The sequence below is a fragment of the Pseudoalteromonas sp. S2893 genome, assembly GCF_005887105.1.
Classification (GTDB): Bacteria; Pseudomonadota; Gammaproteobacteria; order Enterobacterales; family Alteromonadaceae; genus Pseudoalteromonas; species Pseudoalteromonas atlantica.
The window spans coordinates 65227-84675 of record NZ_PNCY01000009.1; the positions used below are offsets into that span (position 1 = coordinate 65227).

A 19449-nucleotide genomic window follows, 5' to 3' on the forward strand; every position below is an offset into this window, starting at 1 on the left:
CCATCACCTGATCTTTTCCTGATAAGTTGTATAGGCGCTGGGGCCCCATAAAAATAACTCACCATTTTTAAATAATAAGCCGGTGCATTCATCCATCGTGGTTATGCCATCTGAAGTTTGGTGCTGTGTACGGTAAAAAACAATCTGCCATACTTGGTCTTTGTTACGTTTGGCATAGGTTAAATCGGGGCTTCCTAAATAATCGAGTACACTGTTTAAGGTAACCGCCTCATCAATAGACAGCTTTCTTATGTAGCGCTCGTTAAAAGCCTCACGGTCTTGCCAAATCATTGCTTGCGGGTCATCTTTATAAAAGGTGATCACTAAAGTCGCAATGAGTGCATACAAGCCTAACCCTAATATTAAGTATCTTATAAACTTTTTAATCATTTTTAACTCACACTCGCAACAATAAAGTGAGTATATGTTGTGCGCTTAAACAGTGCTATCAACATGCGACTAATGCAACCTTAACTGCTTTAAACTAAAACCTAGCTGTATATCTGTTCGCAAAGTGACTAATTGTTTAGAAATAACATACATGTCTTTTTGCTCAACTAGCTTTTTTTGAATACTGCTTGATAGGGCATCATCTTCTATGGCGCTATCTATGCTTTCGTAGGTATTTACAATAAGCTGAGCCGATTTAGTCCCTATGCCTTTAACGCCGGGTACATCGTTAGTTTTATCGCCCGCTAAGGCCCAAAAATCAATAAGTTTACTTTGTTCAATACCAAAACGCTGCTCAATGCTGTCGCAATCTAGGTAGGTCTTTTTAAAATAATCGTACACACAAATATAGTCGTTCAAAAAAGGTAAAAAACCCTTATCGGTAGAAACAATGGTACTGTTTATCTTATTTTTTGCAGCTTTGTCGGCTAAGGTGGCTATGATATCGTCGGCTTCATCGTTGAGCGGTTCAAATACAACGATGCCCGTTTGCTCTATAGCTTCTTTAAAGTAGTGCAGCGCATTTTTAAGCGTGTCGGGCATGGGGGCCCTAGAGTGTTTATATTGTTTATAAAAGTGGTAGCGCCAGCTTTTGTCGCCATCGAAAACAGCTATAGCGTGAGTGGCATCTGTTGACTGTAAAAGCTTTTTGCAAGCATGTGCTACGCGCGCGCAACTGGCCTTTAGCATCTGCTCTTCACTGTGGTGTGTTTGGTTAGCGTCAACTGCGTAAATGCGCCTAATTAAATTAAGCGCATCAATTAAAAGTAAATGGGGTTTCAAATAGTCAAACTCATGCTTTTATTTCATAACAAGGGATATACTTACTACCGGGTAACTTCATACGACCTTGGTCTACAAATGCTTGTAATAGTTTATCCATATCTTTCATTAAATCAGGCTCACCACTTAACACATAGGGTCCATGTGCTTTTATAGCGCGTAGGCCTTCATCTTTGACATTGCCAGCAACAATCCCCGAAAACGCTCTACGTAGATTAGCCGCTAACTGCTGCTTGGGCTGTTCTAGGTGCAAATCTAAACTTGCCATGTTTTCGTGCGTAGGTGCAAAAGGTTGCTGAAAATCGTTATCGATTTTAAGTGTCCAGTTAAAGTAGTAGGCATCGCCTTGGCTTTTACGATAATTACGTACATTTGCCATAGCTGATTTTAATTTTTGCCCTACTAGCGCAGGATCATCAATGATTACTTCAAACTTATCAAGGGCTTCTTTGCCTAATGTCAGCTCTACAAACTTACATAACTCGCTAAAGTACGCTTCGCTTTCTTTAGGGCCGGTTAAAATAACAGGCAAACACTGTTTTTCGTTATCTGGGTGCAGCAAAATACCTAATAAATAAAGTAATTCTTCTGCAGTACCTGCACCACCAGGAAATATAATAATTGCATGCGCCGTTCTAATAAATGCTTCAAGGCGCTTTTCAATGTCGGGTAAAATTACCAGCTCATTTACAATAGGGTTTGGTGGCTCTGCGGCAATTATACTAGGCTCGGTCAAACCAAGATAACGGTTTTCACTAATACGTTGTTTAGCATGGCCAATAGTGGCACCTTTCATCGGGCCTTTCATTGCCCCTGGGCCGCAGCCAGTACATATATTTAAACCACGTAAGCCAAGCTCGTAACCTACTTGTTTTGTGTATTTATATTCTATTTCGTTAATTGAATGTCCACCCCAACACACAATCATGTTTGGTTCGCTGTTAACGCGCAGCGCGCCGGCGTTTCTAAGCATATCAAATACCATGTGGGTAATGGCTTTTTGTTCTTTAAGATCTTTTTCGTATTTTTGGCAAATAAATAAAATATCGCGGATCACCGAAAAAATATGCTCGTGAATACCGGTAATTATTTCGCCATCAACAAAGGCGGTTTCGGGAGGGTTTTCTAACTCAATTTTAATGCCGCGCTCGCGACTGACTAAACGAATATCAAAGTCTTGGTATTTATCGTAAATTTCATTACTTGCGTCTGTGTGGCTGCCTACGTTAAGGACGGCTAAGGCACAGTTTCTAAAAAGTCGATAACGTTCACTGGCTGAAGATTGCTCTAATAAATCAACTTCCAATTGTGACAGTAAATCTAAAACCCCAGTCGGGTTTAACTGTATTAACATCGGCATTCTCCTTGCTGCTTAAAATGTAAAAACTGCATGTCATCTACTTTAGCACTCAAACTAATTGAGAATTATGACATTATTTACTCATACAAAGGCGATCCCGACCCGTTTTCTTTGCTTCATAAAGGGCGTCATCTGCTCTGTCGAATGCTTTGAGCGGTGTATCGCCTTTTTTAAATTGTGTAGCGCCTAACGAAATGGTGATTTCTATTTCTTTTTCTCTAAATTTAAAAGGAATATTTTTAATCACTTTTCTTAGTTTTTCAAGCGGCTGCGCTGCGTTTAACAACGAAAGCCCAGGCATAAGTAGGACAAATTCTTCTCCGCCGTAGCGGGCTATAAAATCAGACTGCCTCACTGATCTTTGCAGCGCCTTTGCAATAACTTGTAAGGTTATATCGCCCGCAGTATGACCAAATCTATCATTAATTGACTTAAAGTGATCCACATCAATAACCACTAGGGTAACATCCGAGGCTTGGACATTAAATAAGTGAAGCTCGTGATTGTAACGTTCATCAAAAGCCGCTCTATTAGGAAGTTTTGTAAGGCTGTCTAGTAAACTTTTAAAGCGTTGCTCGTTTAGGCGTTTTTTATATTTAGTTAGTTTGCCTTCTAAGCTGCCAATTCGCTGGTTAATTTCATCAAAACTGGCAATCAGCGTTTCGCGGTCTTTTCTTTCTAGCTGCTCTTTAGCAATAAAGTCTTGGCTGAGAGATTTTAGCTCGTTATCAACTAATTCTTTTAAAGAGGAAATAGACGTAGCAGATTGGGTTTGCTCGTTTAAATGTTTTATTTTTCCTTCAATACGTTTATTTAGTGTATCGAACTCTTCGCCCATTGACTTAGAGTGCTGGCTGGTAGATACAATTGATGAGTGCAACTCTTCTAATGTTTGGTTAAGCGAGACTAAAAAACTTTGTGCCGATTGGCGCTCTTTACTGATATTTTTGACCACAACGCTTATTATATTTAAAGCAGCTTGCAACAGGGCTTCTACATTATCGTTTTCGGTAATTGTATTTTTTATTTGTTTAATTTGTTCTGTCGATTCATCCTCTAATACCAGCTCATTTGCAAGCTCTAACAGCTTTTTAGCCATACGAGGAGAAGCATTGGTACTTGTTTCATCCGTGGTTGAAAGCTTGCTATGCAAAGCATGGTGATAAAAGTTTATAAGCTGATTTAATATCGGAATGTAGTCGTGCGTAGACTGTACATTATTAATTTCGTGGTCGAGTAAATGTCTTAAAGTGCGGCGGGTATCATCTGGTAAGCCTTTGGTTTTTTGTAAAAGCTTACCGGCTGTTTGTACGCTCGAAAACAGCTCTCGCTGATGGGCTGTTTGTAACGCCTCTTGGTTTTGCAGTAACAATAAAATGTCATCTATTAAAGGGGATAATATTTCAAACCCGACACCTTTATTTAGCGAACTTCTAAATTTGGCGAGTTTATTATCAAGCTCAATATCAAGCCCTTTACAGCTTAAAGACAATTTTGCAGTTAGATTTGATAAAGTATCAACTTGGAGCTTACGCGCATTTTCAATGGCTATCCTTGCTTCAATTGCTTGCTTTAACTTTTTATCTACAGCGTTAGAGTTTTCAGACACCTAAGCATACCGCCATCGTATTAATTACATTACCTTCAGTTTACAACAAAATCATATTAAGTGTAGTTATCTAATTAAAAACTTAGCATTTTTACTTAGACCCTGCATGTAAACTGAGCTATTAGGTTGTTTGTCGTTTTTAATTCACTTTTAATTTATGCCTTGTTAGGCTTATTTCAAATAATAAGTAACCTTGAGTCATTATGAAAAAGCGTTTTGTCCTGTCAATGTTAGCGGCCTGTTGTGCAGCCCCTGCGTTAGCCGATGTAAATTATTCTTTAAGTATTACACAGCCACAACATCATTTAGGTAATGTAAGTGTAGAGTTTCCAAAGTCGGCGCAATCGCATATCGATGTTAAATTGCCTGCATGGCGCACTGGTCGCTACGAAATATTAAATTTAGCCAATGGGGTACGTTACTTTGCGGCCACAGACGAAAATGGCAATGCATTAAAATGGGAAAAAATTAATCACAGCACATGGCGAGTGCATTTAGCTGAGCCAACACACGTGAATATTGATTACCAAGTATATGCAAACGAGTTAGGTAAACGTGCACGCCACATAGACGATAGCCATGCCTTTATTGATGCATCTGGCTTTTTTATGTTTAGTGAATCATTTCGCCAAGAACCAGTTACCGTAGATTTAAAGGTGCCTAAAGCGTGGCGCTCTGTATCAGGCATGGAAAATGCGAGTAATAAACACAGTTTTAAAGCCGCAGATTACGATGTACTGGTAGACTCACCAATAGAGACAGGAATTAACAAACTTCATAAATTTGAAGTAGATGGCCGCCAATACGAGTTAGTCATATGGGGCGAAGGCAACTACGATGAGCAACTAATGCTTACTGATTTAAAAAAATTAGTGACCACAGGTAATGTTATTTGGAATAGCTACCCGTATGAGCGTTATGTATTTATGGTGCATGCTACATCGGGTGCTGGCGGGGCAACTGAGCATTTAAACTCAACCATTATACAGCGCCCACGGAATCGTTTTGGTAGCCGCGAAGACTACTTAGGCTTTATAAGTACCGCCGCGCATGAATTTATTCATACCTGGAATGTAAAAGCTTACCGCCCTAAAGGGCTGGCGCCTTATGATTACACCAACATGAACTACTCAAATTTATTATGGATTTCGGAAGGCTCTACTAGCTACTTTGAAGATCATCTATTAGTGCGCTCAGGCATAGAAACCACCGATGAGTTTTTTAAAGTGATGAGTAAAACGATTAATCGCCACTTACAAACACCAGGGCGAGAAGTACAAAGTGCCAGCGAAACAAGCTTTGATAAATGGATAAACCAAGGCGGCGACCACGCGCGTAATTACAGCACCAATATATATTTAGAAGGCTCATTGCTTTCTATGTTGTTAGATATACATTTATTAGAAACAACCCAGGCAAAAGTTAACTACCGCCAAGTACACAATGCTTTATACAACAAGCACACGTTACCACAAGGGTTTACTGAGCAAGATGTACTGGCAATATTAAAAGAGCTAACAGGTGAAGACTACACAGCGTGGTGGCACGATAACGTGAGCACCCCAGCTAACATAGATTTTGATACTTTATTAGGTAAAGTTGGCTTAAAGCTTACTCGTCCTGAGAGCGCTAAGCCATTAGCAAGCATTGATGCCACTGCAAAAAATAGCGGTGAGTTATTAACACTTACCCACGTTCGAAGGGGCGGAGCAGCATGGCAAGCGGGCCTCACAACAGACGATAAAATTGTGGCGGTTAACAAGCAGCATGTTGGAAAAGATTTAAAATCGAGCTTAGAAGTATTTAAAGCGGGTGAAAAAGTCACTATCGATTTTATTCGTCGCGATGCACTTCAATCGACAACCCTCGTTTTATCGCAAGATTATGATAAACCTAAAAAGGTGGTTGCTGATAAAAATGCAACTTTATCTCAACGCGCCTTATTTAAAGCATGGATGGGGGTAGAGCACCCCATTAATGTGCAAGCTGATTAACATAATAGCGTTTTATTAAAGGAGCTTTTGCTCCTTTTTTTATATCTTATGCAAAGGTATATCACTTAAAAACCAACCTAAAAGTGCTAATTTTAAGAGTACGTCCTATTATTGTGTTAATAACGACTCTAGGTTGCGTATAAATGAAGTCATTAAAAACCACTCAAATCCTCTCACATCAATTTGTGCTTAACGATCCGCTGCATCAGTTATTTGATGCGATACACAGTATTTCTGTGCAAGGATACGATGAGCAGCGCCGCGTTATTTATTGGAATAAAGGCAGTGAGCTGCTTTATGGCTATACAAAAGAGTACGCAACCGGAAAAAAACTAGAAGAATTAATTATTCCGCCCCCAATGCAAGATGCGGTTATAGATGCTCATCGTGAGTGGCTCATAAGCGATATCGAAATCCCCGCGGCTGAGCTTACATTACAGCATCAAAATGGCAGCAATGTTACTGTGTTTTCAAGCCATGTTATGTTTACAAATCAGCATGGGGTAAAACAGATGTACTGCATAGACATAGACTTGAGCGATGTAAAACAAGCACAAGCGCAAGCTATGGATAAACAGCAGATGCTCGAAAAAGTATTTGAAGCCATTCCTGATTTGTACTTTTTACTCAAACCGGATGGCACCATAGTTGATTACCATGCTAATGATTTGAGCAACTTACATTTACAGCCTGAGCAATTTTTAAATAAATCGATGTTTAGCGTATTGCCCTATACTGTAGCCAAAATGTTTAAAGACAATATTCAAGAGCTGTTAATTCACAAAGGTAATGTATGCTTTGAATACGAACTTTTAGTACCCAAAGGCGTTTTGTATTTCGAAGCGCGAGTGAGTTATTTACATCATTCAGACCAAGTAATGGTGATAATTCGCGACATAACAGAGCAGCATGAGTCAAACAAACTTATACGTAAACAAGCCTATTACGATAGCTTAACGCTACTCCCTAATCGTTTTTATTCTTTAAAACGACTTACTCAGCTGATTAACACTGCGAGCGAAAAAAACACTTTAGCTGCTGTTATTTTTATCGACTTAGATGACTTTAAAAAAGTAAACGACACACTCGGGCATGAAATTGGCGACTCATTACTTATCAGCGCCGCTAATAAACTGAGCCAAATAGTTAATGAAAACGCGACCGTAGGCAGGTTAGGGGGCGATGAATTTATTATTCTACAATCAGAGCTACACAGTAAAAAACAGCTAGATGCGATTGTTACACGCTTACTTAAAAGCTTTAGAACCCCCTTTGAAATAGATGGCCGCGAATTGTTATTAACGTTAAGTATTGGCGTGGCTTTGTACCCCGATAATGGGGTAACAGCCTCTGATTTATTACGCCATGCAGACACAGCAATGTACCAAGCAAAAGCGCTTGGCAGAAACACCTACGCCTGCTTTACCAGCGAAATGAATACCGCCATAAAAAGGCGGTTAGCAATAGAAGAGCAGATGCATGTTGCTCTTGAAAAAAACGAATTTGAATTGTATTTCCAGCCTAAATGCGATGCTAAAACACTTAAAATAATTGGGGCTGAGGCGCTATTACGCTGGAACAATAGTGTGCTTGGTAAGGTTATGCCCGATGAGTTTATTCCGTTAGCAGAGCAAACAGGTTTAATTATTCCTATTGGAAAGTTTGTTATTGAGCAGGCATTAGCATTTTTAACGCAGTGGCAGGTAAGCTCTCAACAAAACTACAGCATGGCAATTAATTTATCACCAAGCCAATTTAGAGATTCAGAGCTGCTAAGTTTTATAGCAAGCACGTTAGAAAAAACTGGAGTAAGTGCTAAAAATGTCGAGCTTGAAATAACCGAAGGCGTGTTAATGAGCGTACAAACCAATATTACAGAATCGTTGCATGCACTTAATAAGCTCGGTATTAAACTATCTATGGATGACTTTGGCACAGGCTACTCATCGCTTAGCTATTTAAGGCAATATCCGTTTGAAGTATTAAAAATAGATCGCAGCTTTATTTGTGGTATTACCGAAAACCAAGAAGACTACAGCTTAGTTAAAGCAACAATTGCAATGTCGCATAGCTTAGGCTTAAGTGTGGTAGCTGAAGGCGTAGAAACATCAGCACAACAAAAATTACTAGCCGAACTAAATTGCGATTTGATTCAAGGTTACTACTTTAGTAAACCGCTGCCAGCGTTACAGTTACTTGATTTTAAAGCGTTATAAGTACATTTATTATAAGTGTTAACCTAAAACCCATTGAGCTTTAAATAGCGTAAATTGAACCGTCAACCGCATTTAGTATTTAAACCCTTTAGCCAAATAACGCTACACATTAATATGATAGGCTTTACTGCTACTGCTTTGGCATTTCGATAAAACAAAACCTATGCAGTGAAATAAAACACCCACTAGATTGAGTAAAACTCATCCCGCAAACTTTAATACCCCTGACACTCATAATTCATTAATTTAATTCATGTGCATTTTATAAGCTAATAATGCTAGGTTTAATCATCACAATATTGAAGGAAATAATTATGAAATTAGAGTCATTAGCACTGCACCATGGTTACGAGTCTGAAGAAACCACTAAATCAGCAGCAGTGCCTATTTATAATACCTCATCATACACGTTTGATAACACGCAGCATGGCGCTGATTTATTCGACTTAAAAGTACCAGGCAATATTTATACCCGCATAATGAACCCAACCAATGCCGTGCTTGAACAGCGTATAGCTGCAATGGAAGGGGGCATTGGCGCGCTAGCGGTAGCCTCGGGCATGGCAGCTATTACCTATGCTATTCAATGCTTGTGTGAAGTAGGCACTAATATTGTGAGCACCAGCCAAGTATATGGCGGTACATATAACTTATTTGCCCATACGTTACCGCGCCAAGGTATTGAAGCACGCATGATTAAAGCTGATGATTTTAGCGCCTTTGAAGACGCGATTGATGATAATACCCGCGCAGTATTTTGTGAGTCCATTGGTAACCCCGCAGGTAATATTGTCGATATTGAGCGTTTAGCTAACATTGCTCATAGTAAAGGGGTGCCACTTATTGTTGATAATACTGTGGCTACACCTTATTTATGCCGCCCATTTGAGTTAGGTGCCGATATAGTGGTTCATTCACTGACAAAGTATATAAACGGACACGGTACAGCTATTGGCGGTATGATTGTTGATTCAGGTAAATTTGATTGGAAAGCCAATGCCACACGCTTTGCAATGATGAACGAGCCCGATCCGTCGTATCACAATGTGGTCTATACCGATGCCTTTGCAGAAGCAGCCTTTATTGGTCGTTGTAGAGTCGTGCCACTTAGAAATACCGGTGCAGCACTTGCGCCCAAAAATGCATCTGACATTTTAATTGGCCTAGAAACCTTAGGCTTACGAATGGATCGCCACTGCGAAAACGCGCAGCAACTGGCTGAATATTTAGAAAATCATCCTAAAGTACTTTGGGTTAACTACGCTGGTTTAACATCGAGCCCATATAATGCAATGAGCCAAAAAATCACCAGTGGTAAAGCCTCAGGCATTTTAAGCTTTGGTATCGCGGGCGGCCTTGAAGCAGGCACGCGCTTTATTGATGCGCTCAATATGATCTTGCGTTTAGTTAATATTGGCGATGCTAAATCGCTAGCTTGTCATCCTGCGTCAACTACACACCGCCAATTAAATGATGAAGAGCTTGCAAGCGCAGGTGTGAGCCGTGATTTAATTCGCCTATCAGTCGGTATTGAAAACATTGCCGATATTATTGCCGATGTAAGCCAAGCGCTCGATAAAGCATAGTTATAAAATTAAGAACCTTGCGTGAGTAAAGAAGGTGCTTTTGTAGCGCCTTTTTTATTAGGTTTAATTTGCTTGGTTTGTTTTATAAATGCATTTGTATAAAGTTTATTTAAAACGCCGCTGTGTAATTGTTGAAACTTACGTTTAAAAAAAGCTTTTTTAACCTTGGTTTTAGTAGCGCAGCTTGCAATATCGCTCTGTATGTCTGTATTTTGCGAAACAGGGTATGGCATAAGCGAAAAACCATTCACGTGGGTTTCCCAAATATGTTGTAAGTCGCAATCTACAGGGCGGCCAAATTGGGTTGTGGCTTTAAGTAATTGCTTAGCCCCTTCATAGCTTATTGCCGTAGCACAACAGCCGGTCATTAGCTTTTTATGTATGACTAATTGCTGGTGGTTATTTAGGTTTTGCTGATAGGCAATAGGGCGAGTGCGGTTTTCATAAGCGGCGAGTTTAATAAGCTGCCAGGGCTGCTGTAGCTGCTCAATATTTTTTATCGCGTTATGAATGCTCTCATCAATATAAAAGTCATCCTCGAGCACAATCGCGTAATCTAGTTTTTCATCAACTATTTTTTGCCATGCTTTACGGTGGCTTAAATAGCAGCCAATTTGGCCATTGCTTAGCGGATAGTGATACTGCTGTTTGTTCAATTGCGGGCTGTAATGTAGGAACTTTTGTTGTGTACTTAATTGTGCGCCATCTACGGCATCAATCCGTTCAAATGACAAGTTAACACGTGCCAGTTGCGTTTGAGTATTTGCGAGTCGCTGCGCTGAGCGCGCTAAGTTTATTACAAATAATGCTGCCATGATGTTCACCCCCTACCGTTTTTAGCAATACTAAAGGGGGGCTGTTACACGCAAGTGGCAAATTTATGGCTTTTTTAAGTCAGCTCGCGGCTGCGCTAAAATGGCGTTTTTTTCTTCTTGGCTGAGGATGATCCAATCAAATATTTCTTCATTAGTTCGACCGCAGCCAGTGCAATAACCGCTGCGGCGCTCACATATGCCTAAACAGTCTGTTTTTAACTTAGTGTTTGAGTGTGTGGGTTTTTGCATTTAATTTCCTAGGGGTGGAGCAATTTCAAAACGGGTAATATAGCGCGTTCTGCTTTGAGAGGTAAATAAGGTGATAACTGGGTGAGCTTCATCCAAAACAAAGTTACTACTCATTGAGATTGCTGACTCTTTCGTATTTTCGTACCAGCCTTGTGACGCTACACATTGACGTATTTTATCCACTGTTTGTATATGTAGATTTGTGGCATGGGCTTGTTTGTATTCACTCGTGCATTGATAACTAAACTGCTTATTATGTTGAGTAATGGTGCAGGTATTGCCTATAAAATGGGTATTAGCATGCCACTGGTTTATAAAATCATTCCCCACTTTATTTGCTTTTACTGCATTGAAGCCATTAGCGTGCGCATTAAGTAATGTGTTTAGTGGACTGCATGTGTTTTGTGTTTTTACTATTTCAGGCGCAGGGGCTTTTTGGCTTACACAGCCTGTTAGTACCAATAAGGATAAGGCTGTGATAATTGATTTATTCATAAGCAACGCTAAAAGAATTAGATAAGCTGCACCATACGCAACCTATGTAAAAAAATAAATACCATAACGAAAAAAGGCCCATAAAATATGGGCCTGTAAATGCGCTAAAATAAAGCAGCTGTATTATTTATGGCGACCTTGCAGGCATTTTACAACGTCTTCTAGGGCTAAGCCTTGGCGTTGTAGTAATACGGTAAGGTGGTAAATTAAATCAGCCGATTCGTTAGTAAGCTCATCGTTATCGTGTTTCATTGCAGCAAGCGCTACTTCTACGCCTTCTTCGCCCACTTTTTGACAGCTACGGCTTAAGTCTTTAGTAAATAATGAAGCGGTGTAGCTTTTTGCTGGGTCGTCGTTTTTACGCTCAACAATCACATCTTCTAATTGCGCTAAAAAGCTTAGGCTAGGTTTTGCATCATCACCAAAGCAGCTTTGTGTACCTAAGTGACATGTTGGGCCTTCTGGGTTAGCCAGTACTAAAATTGAGTCGTAGTCACAATCGGTATGCACTGATACTACGTTTAAGTAGTTTTCTGATGACTCACCTTTGGTCCATAAACGTGACTTTGAACGCGAGTAAAAGGTTACTTTGTTACTTTCAAGCGTCACCTTTAGTGCTTCGCTGTTCATAAAGCCTTGCATTAAAATAACACCAGAGCGAGCATCTTGAACAATCGCAGGGATCATTTCGCTTTTAGCAAAATCTACTTGAGTTTGGTTTTGTTGTGTTACTTGCATAGTCTTGCTGCCACTTGGTTATCAGTTAAAAATTGTTTTAATTCGCCAATGTTAATCACATTTTTGTGAAAAACGCTTGCTGCCAATGCGCCATCGACTTCGCTTTGTTTAAATACATCAACAAAGTCTTGCATACTGCCTGCACCGCCTGATGCGATTAAAGGAATATTACATAATGCGCGCATTTTACTTAGCTGCTCATTGTCGTAACCGTTTCGTACGCCATCTTGGTTCATACAGTTTAAAACAATTTCACCTGCGCCTAAGTCTTGTACGCGTTTAACCCATTCCTCGGTTTTGTAACGTGTACGGCTTGATGCATTAGGATCGCCGGTTAGTTGATACACTAAGTATTCGCCGGTCACTTCATCATAAAAGCTATCAATACCTACAACAACACATTGCTTACCAAATTCATCATGCAGCTCTTTTATAAGCTCAGGGCGGGCAATAGCAGGGCTGTTAATACTTATTTTATCAGCGCCACGCTCTAATACACGTGCTGCATCGGCTACTGATTTAATACCGCCAGCCACACAAAATGGAATATCGATGTGGCGGGCAATGCTCTCTACCCAATTTACATCAAGTAGGCGTTTTTCAACGCTTGCGCTGATTTCGTAAAAAACCAGTTCATCGGCGCCGGCATCGCTGTAGGCTTTTGCCATTGTTAAAATATCGCCCACTATTTCGTGGCCTTTAAATTTAACGCCTTTTACTACTTGGCCGTCTTTTACATCTAAACACGGGATTATGCGTTTTGATAACATGCCAACGCCTCCTCAACACTAAATGCGTCATCAAGTAGTGATTTACCTAAAATAACACCACCTACGCCCAGCTCTTTAAGCTTTTTAATGTCATCAAGTGAGCTTACGCCGCCCGAAGCTTGCACTTTAATGCTGCTGTTATGGCGAGTTAAATCTTCGTAAAGCTCAAACGATGGGCCAGTCATGGTGCCATCTTTACTGATATCCGTACATAAAAAGTCAATAACGCCCAAGCTTACATAAAAGTCTACAAGCTCAAGTAAACCAAACTCAGATTCACTTAACCAACCATGGGTTGCAGGTGCCCAGCCCGTGGCTGTTTTATTTACATCAAGGGCAATAACAAAGTGCTCGGCGCCAAATTGTTCAATCCAGGCTTTTACTTGCTCGCGTTTTTCTACCGCCATAGAACCAATAACAACTTGGTTAGCACCGGCTTTTAGCCAATCGCTTACATCTTGCTCTGAGCGAATACCGCCGCCCACTTGATACGGTACGTTAAGCGCTTTCGTTGCAGCTTGGATATGTTGCCACTGTTTTTTACTTGGATCGCGTGCGCCTTCTAAATCTACAAGGTGCAATTTACCTGCGCCGCTGTCGGCGTATTCTTTTAAACGTGCGCCAAGCTCAAAAGGGTAAAACTGAGCGGTGTCGTACTTACCTTGGTATAAACGAACAATTTGATTTTGTAATACGTCTAATGCTGGAATAATCACAAATAATCTCTTTATTGTTGGTTAATGGGCCGTTTATAACTGCCAATCAACAAAATTTTGTAATAAACGTGTGCCTACTTTTGCACTGCGCTCTGGGTGAAATTGCATGCCAGCGTAGTTGTCTTTTGCAACAATGGCTGAAAAGGTTTGGCCGTACTGGCCGCTTACAAGTGTTGCATCGTTTACGGTGTGCGCAAAGCTATGTACAAAGTACACTTGCTCGTCTTGTGTTAAGCCTTTGGTGAGTGCATGCTCTTTATTTACGCTTAAGTTATTCCAACCCATATGCGGCGATGTTAAATTGCCAACATCAAGGGCTTTTACTTGGCCTGGTATTTTACCTAAGCATTGTACGTTACCTTCTTCGGTGCTTTCGCACAGTAACTGCATACCTAAGCAAATTCCCATAAGTGGGCGCTGGTATTCGTTTATAGCTTGTTGCCAGCCGTTATCTACAAGGCGTTTCATGGCAACAGATGCATGTCCAACGCCTGGTAATATAGCGCGCTCAAAGCCAGCTAATTGCTCTGGTGAGGTAATGACTGTTGGCGTTTGACCTAAACGTTCAAAGGCAAAACGAACTGAATTTATATTGGCACACCCGGTATTAATTATGGCAATCATAAACATCCCTTAGAGCTGGCTGTTTGTTGGGTTGTGTCTTGTGCTACTGCCATACGAAGGGCACGTGAAAACGCTTTAAATAAGCCTTCTACTTGGTGATGACAGTTACCGTCGCTCACCGATAAAATAAGGCTAATAGCGGCATTATCGCTTAAGCTTTTGAAAAAGTGCTCAACCATTTGTACGTCTAAATCGCCGGCTTTTTCACGGCTAAAGTTAGCGTTTAATACAAATGAAGCGCGGCCCGATAAATCAATTTGTGCCTCTGCTTTACACTCATCCATTGGCAGCGCAAAACCATAGCGCGCTATTTGCGATTTAGTACCCAGCGCTTGTTTAAGCGCAACACCAAGAGCAATACCAATGTCTTCAACAAGGTGGTGCTCATCTATGTGTAAATCGCCTTTCGCTTTAATATTTAGACCAATGTTGGCGTGGGTGCGAATTTGATCAAGCATATGATCAAAAAAGCCAAGGCCTGTTTCAATGCTACCGTTTTTAGTTTGATCTAGGTTTATGGCTACATCAATTTGGGTTTCTTTGGTGTTACGCGTAACACGGCCTTCACGGTTGGCAGTTGTAAGCTTTGTAACAATGGCAGGCCAGCTGCCCTCATACAAAATGCCTTCACAACATAAGTTTTGAGCAAGGCCAATATCGGTTTGGCGATCGCCAATTACATATGAACGTGCTAAATCAACTTTGCCTGAGCGCATAAGTTCAGTTAATAAACCTGTTTTAGGTTTACGGCAATCACAGTTTTGATCGTCAAAGTGTGGACAAATTAATACCTCGTCAAAGCTAATGCCTTGGCTTTGCAGTATGTCCATCATTTTATCTTGTGCTATATCAAAGTCAGCAGTCGGGAAGCTGTCTGTGCCTAAGCCATCTTGGTTAGATACCATTACTAAGCGGTACCCTGCGGCTTGTAACTGTAATAAAGCCGGGATAACACCAGGTAAAAACGCTAATTTTTCTAGGCTGTCTACCTGTTTGTCGGTGATTGGCTCTTCAATTATGGTGCCGTCACGGTCAATAAATAAATAGGGGTTACTCATGATACTTCTTGTCCTGATAAAAGAGGTGAGGTTGCTGGCTTATCAAGGCCATCTAACCAAATTTTTACTTGCTCAAGTTCTTGCTCATTACCAATGGAGATACGTAGCCAATCGTCTTCACCGTATAGGGTAAACGCGCGCATCACTAAGCCTTGTTCAAGTGCTACTTTAAAGTAGTTTTTGTCGGCTAATTTTAAGGTAACAAAGTTACCTTCACCAGTGAGAATTTTTAATGCAGCTGGGGATGCGTTTAACCACTGTACAAGTTTAGCTTTTAAACTATTTAAAATAGTCACTTGTCGGCGCATTGATGTAATTGCATCAGGCGCTATGGCTTGCGCTGCAATACTTGCTACCACACCCGATACAGGATACGGCGCAATCACTTTACGAATAGGGGCAAGTACACTTTCTTGTGCAAGTGTAAAACCGGTTCTTAACCCTGCAAGCGCAAACGCTTTAGATAAAGTGCGCAGTACCACTACATTACTATATTCGTTAATCAGCGCTGTAGCACTTTGCTCAGGGCAAAACTCAATATAGGCTTCATCAACAATAACTAAGGCTTTACCGGCAAGGGCTGTTGCAATTGCTTTTACTTTTTCAAGGGGGGTTATGCTACCGGTTGGGTTATTTGGATTACAAATAAACACCAATTTTGAGCTGCCCACTGCCTCAACTATTTCATCAACACTGCCATCAAGTAATAACGCTTGGGTTAGTCCATTGATTGCAACGTTGTGCGTATCAGCGGTAACTTTGTACATACCGTAAGTTGGCAAAAATAACGCAATGCTGTCTTTTGCAGGTTCGCAGTAGGTACGTACTAAAAGCTCAATGCCTTCATCGGCGCCGCGCGTCATTAATACGTTTTCGCTTTCAAGCTCTGCATACGCAGCATAGCGGTCAATAACCAGTTGCGGTTGTGGATCTGGGTAGCGATTTAAATCTTCAATACTCAGTTCAATATTTTTAGCGTACGGGCTTTCATTGGCATTTAACCACGTTGACCCTGTTAGCTTTTCACTTTTAGCAGAGCTATAGGCAGCAAGAGCTGCAATATTTTGTGGTAATAAGCTAGTCGCTTGTGCGCTCTCATTGCTCATTTTTAATTGCCTCTAAACGAATTGAAACCGCATTTGCGTGTGCATCAAGGCCTTCTGCATCTGCTAGTGGCAAAATAGCTTTTGATAGCTGTGTTAAGCCACTTTTACTTATAGTTTGTACTGTGTAAGTGCGGAAAAAATCAAGCAAGTTTAAGCTTGAATAGGTTGCACTGTAACCGTAGGTAGGTAACACGTGGTTAGTACCCGATGCGTAATCGCCCGCTGATTCTGGCGTGTAGTCGCCAACAAATACCGAGCCTGCATTTTTTACTTTATCTAAGTAAGGTGTTGAATCTGCTAATTGCAAAATTAGGTGCTCAGGGCCATATTGCGCTGATACGTCAAATGCTTGCTCAACAGAGTCCACTAAAATAAGTGATGAATTAGCCAGAGCTTGCTCGGCTGTATCTTTGCGGCTTAAGTTAGCAAGCTGGCGTGTAAGTGCCTGCTGTGTTTGCTCAATGATACTTTCGCTGTTACACAATAAAATAACTTGCGAGTCTGCGCCGTGCTCAGCTTGCGAGAGTAAATCTGCCGCTATAAATTCTGGGTTTGCACGCTCATCTGCAATCACTAATACTTCAGAGGGGCCTGCTGGCATATCGATTGCCATACCAGGAATTGTTTGCGCAACAAGCTGTTTGGCCATCGTTACAAAGCTATTACCTGGGCCAAAAATTTTGTTCACTTTAGGCACTGATTCAGTTCCGTAGGCCATTGCGGCAATTGCACCTGCGCCACCACTTTCAATTAAAGTTGTAATGCCACATAACTTAGCTGCATATAATATCGCAGGGTTAATGCTTTCATCACCTTGCACAGGGGTTGCAAGTACGACTGTTTTAGCACCACTTAATTGTGCAAGTACACCTTGCATAATAACCGATGATGGCAGTGGAGCACTGCCACCAGGTACATAAATACCCACAGCTTCGATGGCCTGATATTTCAGTTCACATTCAACGCCAGGTTGGGTTGATAACTTAATATCTTTAGGCAATTGCGCTTCGTGAAAACGTTTAACGTTTGCATAAGCGGTGTCAATTGCGTATTTAAGCTCTGCGCTTAGTGCTTGCTCTGATGCGTTTATTTCATCAAGCGGTACACGTAAACGAGGGTTAGCTCTATTATCAAACTTTTTAGCCATATCAAGTAAGGCTTTATCACCTTGCTCTTTCACATCGCTCATAATTGTTTGGCATATAGCTTCAACCTTGGCGCTGGCAGAAACCGCAGGGCGCATTAGCGCCGCTGCTTGTACTTGTGAAGATTCCTCATTCCAACGAAGCATGGTACTTACTCCATCATTTTTTCAATTGGCATTACTAAAATAGAGTTAGCGCCTAAGGCTTTAAGCTGCTCCATTGTTTCCCAAAATAATGTTTCGCTGCTTACCATGTGAAGCGCTACGTACTCTTCGTTACCAGCAAGTGCAAGTAGAGTAGGTTGGCCAGAGCCTGGTAAAATTTCGCAAATTTCATCAAGTTTAGTTTTTGGCGCGTGTAGCATAATGTATTTGCTTTCTTTAGCTTGTTTAACACCACGAAGGCGCGGCATAAGCTTATTGATTAGCGCTAGTTTGTCTTCATCTTGCAGGTCTTTATTTTGAATTAAACACGCGTTTGATTCTAAAATTGTATCGCCTTGAATCAAGCCGTTCGCTTCAAGCGTTGCACCGGTAGAAACTAAATCACAAATTGCATCTGAAAGACCGGCACGTGGGGCTACTTCTACTGAGCCTGTAAGCATTACAGTGCTTGCATTAATGCCTTCGCGCTTTAACCATTGCGTTAATATTTCTGGGTAGGTTGTTGCAATACGTTTGCCTTCAAACCAGCTTTTATCACGTGGGCCAAGCTCTTGTGGCCATGCAAGTGCAAGGCGGCAGTAACCAAAATCTAGTTTTGCTAGTTTGCTAACTTCGCTTGGTACACCTTGGCGTTCGCGTTCGGCTTGTACTTCTACTAGTACGTTTTCGCCAACAATACCTAAATCACAAACACCGTCCATTACTAAGCCCGGAATATCGTCATCGCGCACACGAAGTACGTCAATTGGCATATTGGTTGAGTGTGCAATTAAGCGTTGCTCACGTAGGTTTAATTTAACACCTAGTTGCTTTAGTAAATCTTGACAATCTTTAGACAGGCGACCGCCTTTTTGGATGGCGATACGTAGACGATTAGTGTTACTCATTATTCATTTTCCTTTAATTTAAAAACTAAAAACCCCGAGGGGAACCTCAGGGCGAAAATGAATCAATGTGTTTTGAATCGCCAGAGGTTCCTTTTAGGAATAACCTCTCAGCGAAAGACCTGACAGGTTATTCCGGTGAATGGTGGTGATGATGTACTGTTGTCAGGTTTAAGCGCATTTTTGTATCCTATTTTGCCTACCGCTATTTAGTGAGCGTTAAGCTTTAATCTGTTTCAATAAATTTCGCATTCATAAAAACATAAACGGCCTAGCCAAGGCAAGTTTTTTTTTACCAAATTAAAGCATATCTTATAACTGCCGATAATATTGAGAGCTAAACAGTGTTTTTAGTTGTTTTAATGTTTAAATTGTAGGCAAATTGGGCTTTGTTGGTCAATTTATCTAATTTTTAATAAACAGGTTTAGGAGGGGAGTATGGATATAATGATCCCTTTTTTAGGGAAAATTTCACGGTTAGAGCTTGAGCCTAAAAGTACATTTCATATTGCAGGTGTGCAAAATATGCCGCAAGCGCAAAAAATTAAGCTTGAAAATGAAAAAAAACAGACGCTCAACAAAAAAAGATTAGCGCAGGCGCAGGGCAAAAAAAGTGCAAGTGCAGCTAATGAAAAAGCAATCACCGTAGATGATGAAGGGAATAAACATTTAGATACATGGGCATGA

At 40.8% G+C, this 19449-nt stretch carries 19 protein-coding genes; 4 read left to right on the plus strand and 15 right to left on the minus strand.

All coding sequences use genetic code 11. The features are described from left to right. Positions 1-3: 3 nt before the first annotated feature. From CWC04_RS05145 to CWC04_RS05160, 4 genes are all read right to left on the minus strand, one after another. Positions 4-390, minus strand: coding sequence for a DUF3192 domain-containing protein (locus CWC04_RS05145; RefSeq protein ID WP_004586398.1), 387 nt, complete (start codon positions 388-390; stop codon positions 4-6). Between the two features lie 69 nt (positions 391-459). Next, a complete protein-coding gene (gene xni / locus CWC04_RS05150; protein WP_055019047.1) occupies positions 460-1233 on the minus strand; it encodes a flap endonuclease Xni in 774 nt (257 codons plus the stop codon). Positions 1234-1243: 10 nt separating this feature from the next. Beyond that, a complete protein-coding gene (gene ppnN, locus CWC04_RS05155) occupies positions 1244-2587 on the minus strand; it encodes a nucleotide 5'-monophosphate nucleosidase PpnN (RefSeq protein WP_004586396.1) in 1344 nt (447 codons plus the stop codon). A gap of 79 nt (positions 2588-2666) precedes the next feature. Further along, positions 2667-4202, minus strand: a complete 1536-nt coding sequence (locus CWC04_RS05160) for a GGDEF domain-containing protein (protein WP_126008892.1) — start codon at positions 4200-4202, stop codon at positions 2667-2669. A gap of 203 nt (positions 4203-4405) precedes the next feature. On the opposite strand from CWC04_RS05160, the gene CWC04_RS05165 reads away from it, so the two are divergent. From CWC04_RS05165 to CWC04_RS05175, 3 genes are all read left to right on the plus strand, one after another. Beyond that, positions 4406-6196: a M61 family metallopeptidase gene (locus CWC04_RS05165; RefSeq protein WP_138684808.1), complete on the plus strand. Its 1791-nt coding sequence runs from the start codon at positions 4406-4408 to the stop codon at positions 6194-6196. Between the two features lie 143 nt (positions 6197-6339). Further along, a complete protein-coding gene (locus CWC04_RS05170; protein ID WP_138684809.1) occupies positions 6340-8412 on the plus strand; it encodes a sensor domain-containing protein in 2073 nt (690 codons plus the stop codon). Between the two features lie 314 nt (positions 8413-8726). Then, entirely contained in the window at positions 8727-9998 is a 1272-nt protein-coding gene (locus tag CWC04_RS05175; protein WP_064387241.1) for an O-acetylhomoserine aminocarboxypropyltransferase/cysteine synthase family protein, read from the plus strand. A gap of 8 nt (positions 9999-10006) precedes the next feature. On the opposite strand, the gene CWC04_RS05180 is transcribed toward CWC04_RS05175, so the two are convergent. The 11 genes from CWC04_RS05180 to hisG form a co-directional block, all read right to left on the minus strand. After that, positions 10007-10813 carry a glycosyltransferase family 25 protein gene (locus CWC04_RS05180; RefSeq protein ID WP_138684810.1) on the minus strand — a complete coding sequence of 269 codons (807 nt, stop codon included), beginning with the start codon at positions 10811-10813 and terminating at the stop codon, positions 10007-10009. 63 nt (positions 10814-10876) lie between these two features. Beyond that, a complete protein-coding gene (locus CWC04_RS05185; protein ID WP_024031736.1) occupies positions 10877-11062 on the minus strand; it encodes a DUF1289 domain-containing protein in 186 nt (61 codons plus the stop codon). Next, positions 11063-11557, minus strand: a complete 495-nt coding sequence (locus CWC04_RS05190; RefSeq protein WP_138684811.1) for a lipoprotein — start codon at positions 11555-11557, stop codon at positions 11063-11065. A 123-nt stretch (positions 11558-11680) separates the two neighbouring features. After that, positions 11681-12295 (minus strand): bifunctional phosphoribosyl-AMP cyclohydrolase/phosphoribosyl-ATP diphosphatase HisIE, encoded by a 615-nt coding sequence (hisIE, locus tag CWC04_RS05195; RefSeq protein WP_138684812.1) that lies wholly within the window; start codon positions 12293-12295, stop codon positions 11681-11683. Beyond that, positions 12286-13065, minus strand: coding sequence for an imidazole glycerol phosphate synthase subunit HisF (gene hisF, locus CWC04_RS05200; RefSeq protein ID WP_006793443.1), 780 nt, complete (start codon positions 13063-13065; stop codon positions 12286-12288). Before hisF ends, hisIE begins: the two co-directional genes overlap by 10 nt. Further along, positions 13047-13781, minus strand: coding sequence for a 1-(5-phosphoribosyl)-5-[(5-phosphoribosylamino)methylideneamino] imidazole-4-carboxamide isomerase (locus CWC04_RS05205; RefSeq protein ID WP_055019040.1), 735 nt, complete (start codon positions 13779-13781; stop codon positions 13047-13049). The genes hisF and CWC04_RS05205 overlap by 19 nt, the downstream gene beginning before the upstream one ends. 33 nt (positions 13782-13814) lie before the next feature. Next, the gene (gene hisH, locus CWC04_RS05210) at positions 13815-14405 is read right to left on the minus strand and encodes an imidazole glycerol phosphate synthase subunit HisH (protein WP_126008881.1); all 591 of its coding nucleotides are present in this window, start codon (positions 14403-14405) and stop codon (positions 13815-13817) included. Then, on the minus strand, positions 14402-15463 hold the full coding sequence (gene hisB / locus CWC04_RS05215) for a bifunctional histidinol-phosphatase/imidazoleglycerol-phosphate dehydratase HisB (protein ID WP_138684813.1): 1062 nt from the start codon (positions 15461-15463) through the stop codon (positions 14402-14404). Before hisB ends, hisH begins: the two co-directional genes overlap by 4 nt. Continuing rightward, positions 15460-16569, minus strand: coding sequence for a histidinol-phosphate transaminase (hisC, locus tag CWC04_RS05220; protein WP_055254149.1), 1110 nt, complete (start codon positions 16567-16569; stop codon positions 15460-15462). Before hisC ends, hisB begins: the two co-directional genes overlap by 4 nt. Next, on the minus strand, positions 16559-17860 hold the full coding sequence (hisD, locus tag CWC04_RS05225; RefSeq protein ID WP_096042987.1) for a histidinol dehydrogenase: 1302 nt from the start codon (positions 17858-17860) through the stop codon (positions 16559-16561). Before hisD ends, hisC begins: the two co-directional genes overlap by 11 nt. A gap of 5 nt (positions 17861-17865) precedes the next feature. Then, positions 17866-18765 (minus strand): ATP phosphoribosyltransferase, encoded by a 900-nt coding sequence (gene hisG, locus CWC04_RS05230; protein ID WP_004586378.1) that lies wholly within the window; start codon positions 18763-18765, stop codon positions 17866-17868. 435 nt (positions 18766-19200) lie between these two features. On the opposite strand from hisG, the gene CWC04_RS05235 reads away from it, so the two are divergent. Then, complete coding sequence (locus CWC04_RS05235) at positions 19201-19449, plus strand: hypothetical protein (RefSeq protein WP_004586377.1); 249 nt, start codon at positions 19201-19203, stop codon at positions 19447-19449.